The following is a 5,137-nucleotide window of genomic DNA, read 5'->3' on the forward strand; positions in this document are numbered from 1 at the left end:
CTAATTTAAATGGGCGAAATTTCAAATCAAGCTTCGCTGGTAAAAATCCTTCTAGCAAAAATCCTATCTACACGGATTCCGCGTCAAATTTTGCACGGAGCTTTAACGATAAAAATTCCTTATTTACCGGCGAGAATTCCTTGATAAGCTTTGGTGGTGCACATCATATAAATTTAAATTTTGCGCATGCAAAGATAATCTTTGATGGGAAAAATCCGCTAGATAAAAATTTCACTAGAGCAAATTCTACGCGCGCGAGCGTTTGCGAGAAAAATTTTGCTCAAAAAGCTAGCCGCAAAGATTTTGTCGGTTTGAACCCAGCAATTATAAATTTCAAGGCTACAAATTCCGTTTGCATGAGCGTTAAGCTAGAAAATATAAATTGCGCTAGTGCGGGTTTAAAAAATGCGAATTTTGCTATTACGAGCGTAAATTTAAAGGGTACAAATCTTTCTAGCATAGATTTTAAAAGCTTAAATTCTGCCTATTTTAGCGCAACCTCCGCTACTATGCGCCGCTTTGCAAATTCAAATAAAGGAGGCGAGCAATGAGCGTAGCATTAGGCGTTTTAGCGCTATTTTTTGCAGCACTACTTATTCTATCGATCCGAAAAAATTCTAAAATTTACGCCTTACTTCGCAAGAGCGAAGAAAGAATTTCAAAGCTTAAAAGCGATAACGAAAAGCTCAAAACTGCCCTTCGCTTCGGCATCGAGGCTCTGCAAAACGAGGAGAGCGAAAACTGCAGCTTAAAAATCCAAAACGCAAGATTGAAAAGAGGTAAGCTATGAAAAGTCTAAGCAGCGAGCAAAAAAGCTATTTATTTCGCTCGATCCGCACCGTGCGCGACTTCCCAAAGCCCGGTATTTTGTTTTACGATATCACGACGCTCGTAGGCGATCGCGAGGCGTTTAATTTCCTGCTTGATCATCTAGCCGAGCGCTACGCCGATTATGGACTTGATTATATAGTAGGCATAGAAAGTCGCGGATTTATTTTTGCAGCGGCACTTGCTGCGAGGTTGAGGGTTGCTTTTGTGCCAATTAGAAAGCCAAAGAAGCTTCCTTATATCACGATTTCGCAAAAATACAGCCTTGAATACGGCTTCGATCAGGTCGAGATGCACGTGGATGCGTTCTCCGGCGTGCAGGATGCCAAGGTACTGCTAATCGACGATCTTATCGCCACCGGAGGCACCGCACGAGCGGCATTAGATCTCATCGCGCAGACGCAGGCTAAGTGCGTTGAAGCCTGCTTTTTGCTAAATTTACGTGAGTTAAACGATCTAGGCGAGTTTTCGCGTCGCACAAACGTTTATTGCGTTTTAGAGGCGTGATTTTGGAAGAGCTACTTAAAAATTTACTGCAAGAATACCACCAATACGCCTATATCGTGCTTTTTGTTTGGTGTATTTTAGAAGGCGAAATCGCGCTGATTTTAGGCGGCATAATGGCGCACGAGGGACATATAAATTTGCCACTAGGTATCTTTGTCGCGGGGCTTGGGGCATTTTGCGGCGATCAGTTTTATTTTTATATCGGTCGCTACAACAAAAAATATATCAGTAAAAAGCTCGCGGCGCAGCGCCGAAAATTTGCGATTGCGCACCTGCTTTTGCAACGCTACGGCTGGCCGATAATTTTAATGCAGCGCTATATGTATGGCTTTCGCGTCATCATCCCGATGAGTATCGGCATCACTCGCTACAGCGCAAAGAAATTTGCGATTATCAATCTTTTTAGCGCTTGGTGCTGGTCGGGTGTAACGATGGTTTTGGCGTGGTATTTCGGTGAGGAGATCTGGAGCGGGCTGCGGCTAATCGAGCAACACTGGTATTTTGCGATACCTATCATAGGCGGAATTTTATATCTATTTTTTAGGTTATTTAAACGTATGGAAAATCACTTTATGAACTCACGAAAGGAACGAGATGAAAGTAAAACTGCTAGATCGTAAAATTAACGAGATAGAGGCGGATTTTGAAGTTATTCTAGTCGTAGATAAAAATTTAAATCACGAATTTATTAAAGACGCGGATAAGTTTGCGCTCTTTAACTATAAAGGCGAGGGCAATCTGCTGCTTGCCGAGAGCGGGCGGCTGTACGTGGGGATCAAAGAGCTTAGTTTTGATAGGCTGCGAGTGGCGCTTGCGAGCGCATACAACGCGCTTAAGGGCTACGCGATCAAAAATTTTAAAATCGCCTTTTACAAATGCGGCTGCGACCGCAGAAGCACGATGGCGATGGTTGAAGGCGTGCTTTTGGGCGGCTATGAGTTTAACAAATATAAAAGCGATAAAAAAAGCTCCAGCTTGAATGAAATTTTAATCTCGACGCAGGAGTACGGCGGCAGTAGCCCCGACGTGCAAAAGATGAACTATGGCGTGCAACAGGGCATCGTGATGGCAAACGCCGCAAATTTTGCGCGCGACGGCGTCAATGAGATACCTGAAATTTACACGCCCGAAAAGATGGCGAGCGAGGCTGAAATTCTAGCCTCGAACTACGACGACGTGAGCGTTAAAATTTACGACGAGGACTTTTTGCGCGAGCAGAATATGAATGCGTTTTTGGCGGTCAATCGCTCCAGCGCTCATCCGCCGCGCCTAATCCATCTGATCTATAAGCCGCAGCGCTGCCTAAAGCGCGTCGTTTTCGTGGGCAAAGGGCTTACTTACGACAGCGGCGGGCTAAGTCTGAAGCCGAGCGATTATATGCTTACGATGAAAAGCGACAAAAGCGGCGCGCTTGCTGCGATGGGCATCATCAAGGGCGCTGCCGAGCTTGAGCTGCCGTTTGAGATACACGCGGTTATCGGCGCTACCGAAAATATGATCGGCGGCGATTCGTATAAACCCGACGACGTGCTGCTTAGCCGCAGCGGCGTAAGCATAGAGGTGCGAAACACCGACGCGGAGGGGCGGCTCGTGCTTGCCGACTGCCTAAGCTACGCGCAGGATCTTGCCCCCGATCTGCTAATCGATATGGCGACGCTTACTGGCGCTTGCGTCGTGGGCCTGGGCGAATACACTAGCGGCATTATGGGAAACAGCGAGGAGCTAAAGCGTAAATTTAAAGATCTTAGCGGATCAAGCGGCGAGCTATTTAGTATTTTGGAATTTAACGATTATCTGCGCGAGCTAATCAAAAGCAGTATCGCGGACGTCTCTAACTGCGCTTCCAGTAGATACGGCGGCGCGATAACCGCGGGACTATTTTTGGATAAATTTATAAAAGACGAGTATAAAGGCAAGTGGTTGCACCTAGACATCGCAGGGCCTGCGTATCTCGAAAAGGCGTGGGGCTATTACGCAGCGGGCGCGACTGGTGCGGGCGTGAGAGCAAACTTATATTTCTTGCAGGCTCTAGCTAAAGAGCTAAAGGACGCGTAGATGGGGCTTTCAGTAGGGATTGTAGGGCTTCCGAACGTCGGTAAATCCACCACCTTTAACGCACTTAGCGGCGCGCAAAACGCGCAGGCGCAGAATTATCCATTCTGCACGATCGAGCCTAATAAAGCGGTCGTGCCCGTGCCCGATGCCAGGCTCGGTAAGCTAGCACAGATCGTTAAGCCCGGTCGCATCGTGCATTCGACCATCGAGTTCGTCGATATCGCGGGCCTCGTGCGCGGAGCGAGCAAAGGCGAGGGTCTGGGGAATAAATTTCTTTCAAATATCCGCGAGTGCGAGATCATCCTTCATATCGTGCGCTGCTTCGAAAGCGGCGACATAACCCACGTCGAAGGCTGCGTCGATCCTATCCGCGACATCGAGATCATCGAAACCGAGCTTATTTTAGCGGACATAGAGCAGCTTGGCCGCAAGATCGAGCGCCTCGGCAAGGAAGCCAAAGCAAATCAAAAGGGCGCTAAAGAGGCGCTAGCCGTGGCAAACGAGCTTTTAGCGCATCTAAACGACGGCAAGCCCGCTTCAAATTTTGCGCTCAAGGAGGACGAAAGCTACATCGCTTTAAATCGCGAGCTGCGCCTGCTTAGCGCCAAAGATGTAATCTACGGCGCAAATGTGGACGAAGACGGCATCGCGCAGGATAACGAATATGTCGCGCGCGTAAGAGAATACGCAAACGCCCGCGGCGCCGAGGTGATCAAGCTCTGTGCCAAGATCGAAGAGGAGCTCATAGGGCTAAGCGACGAGGAGACGCACGAGATGCTACAAAGCCTGGGCGCGCAGCAAAGCGGGCTGGAGCTCATCATCAAGCGCTCCTTTGCGAAGCTCAGCCTCATCAGCTACTTTACCGCGGGCGAGATGGAGGTGCGCGCGTGGACGATCACGAAGGGCTGGAAGGCTCCGAAGGCCGCGAGCGTGATCCACAACGACTTTGAGCGCGGCTTCATCCGCGCCGAGGTGATCGGATTTGATGATTTTATCGCGTGCGGCGGCGAGAGTAGGGCAAAAGAAGCGGGCAAGATGCGCCTTGAGGGCAAGGACTACGTCGTGCAAGACGGCGACGTGATGCACTTTAGATTTAATGTTTAAAATTTATTTTTAGACGCATTGAAATTTGGTCTGCGCTAGCTTTAAAATTTTGTAAATTTTAGATCAAACGCGAATTTAATAAATTTCGATTTTTGCGAGCAGCGGATTTTAGCTGAAATTTGTATCGCTAGAACAAAACGAGACTTGTGCGCTAAAGCCTCGTTAAAATTTCGAGGTCAAATTTAATCGGCTTTGCTCGCGTTAAAATTTTACGCAAGCAAAGTTGCACTGCGCTGGATTTGTGCTTAAATTCGCCTAGCAAATACGTCTAAGAAATACTTCCAAAATTGCATTAAAATTTATACACGGCAAAAACTGCGCGTAAATTTAAAGAGGCAAAATTTTGCTAAAGATCACAATAGCTTGTATCTGCGCGCGATAGTATTTGAGCTCTATATTTAAATTTGCAGCTTACAAATTTGACATTCGGCGATTTTTAAATTTTTATGATCTTAAATTTAAACATGTTTGTTTAGTGCGCGGTGCGGACTGCGCTCGTAAATCTAACCGTATTAAATTTGCCGCCGATAGGCGCGGCAGAATTTAGCGAAAATTTTAAAATCAAGCTCGCGATTAGCCCATCTTGCCGCACGAAATTCGAAGTCGCGGAATTTTGTCGCGTAGAATTCCATCGCGCCGCAGA

At 47.3% G+C, this 5,137-nt stretch carries 6 protein-coding genes; all 6 read left to right on the forward strand.

The window, feature by feature from the left end:
• On the forward strand, positions 1 to 551 hold a 551-nt coding region (locus Q0256_RS05515; RefSeq protein ID WP_297960892.1), incomplete at its 5' end, for a hypothetical protein.
• Positions 548 to 790: a hypothetical protein gene (locus tag Q0256_RS05520; RefSeq protein WP_177388948.1), complete on the forward strand. Its 243-nt coding sequence runs from the start codon at positions 548 to 550 to the stop codon at positions 788 to 790. The genes Q0256_RS05515 and Q0256_RS05520, both read left to right, overlap by 4 nt.
• Positions 787 to 1,335, forward strand: coding sequence for an adenine phosphoribosyltransferase (locus Q0256_RS05525; RefSeq protein WP_291937052.1), 549 nt, complete (start codon positions 787 to 789; stop codon positions 1,333 to 1,335). Before Q0256_RS05520 ends, Q0256_RS05525 begins: the two co-directional genes overlap by 4 nt.
• A 2-nt stretch (positions 1,336 to 1,337) precedes the next feature.
• Entirely contained in the window at positions 1,338 to 1,955 is a 618-nt protein-coding gene (locus Q0256_RS05530; RefSeq protein WP_297960895.1) for a DedA family protein, read from the forward strand.
• Positions 1,930 to 3,390, forward strand: coding sequence for a leucyl aminopeptidase (locus Q0256_RS05535; protein WP_297960898.1), 1,461 nt, complete (start codon positions 1,930 to 1,932; stop codon positions 3,388 to 3,390). The genes Q0256_RS05530 and Q0256_RS05535 overlap by 26 nt, the downstream gene beginning before the upstream one ends.
• A complete protein-coding gene (gene ychF / locus Q0256_RS05540) occupies positions 3,391 to 4,494 on the forward strand; it encodes a redox-regulated ATPase YchF (RefSeq protein WP_005870563.1) in 1,104 nt (367 codons plus the stop codon).
• Positions 4,495 to 5,137: the final 643 nt, after the last annotated feature.

It is taken from the genome of uncultured Campylobacter sp., assembly GCF_937949835.1.
Lineage (GTDB): Bacteria > Campylobacterota > Campylobacteria > Campylobacterales > Campylobacteraceae > Campylobacter_B.

Bases quoted from the DNA above. Each gene is read 5' to 3' on its own strand.
- Q0256_RS05525 (WP_291937052.1), top strand. From the start codon at position 787: ATGAAAAGTCTAAGCAGCGAGCAAAAAAGCTATTTATTTCGCTCGATC.
- Q0256_RS05535 (WP_297960898.1), top strand. From the start codon at position 1,930: ATGAAAGTAAAACTGCTAGATCGTAAAATTAACGAGATAGAGGCGGAT.
- Q0256_RS05520 (WP_177388948.1), top strand. From the start codon at position 548: ATGAGCGTAGCATTAGGCGTTTTAGCGCTATTTTTTGCAGCACTACTT.
- ychF (WP_005870563.1), top strand. From the start codon at position 3,391: ATGGGGCTTTCAGTAGGGATTGTAGGGCTTCCGAACGTCGGTAAATCC.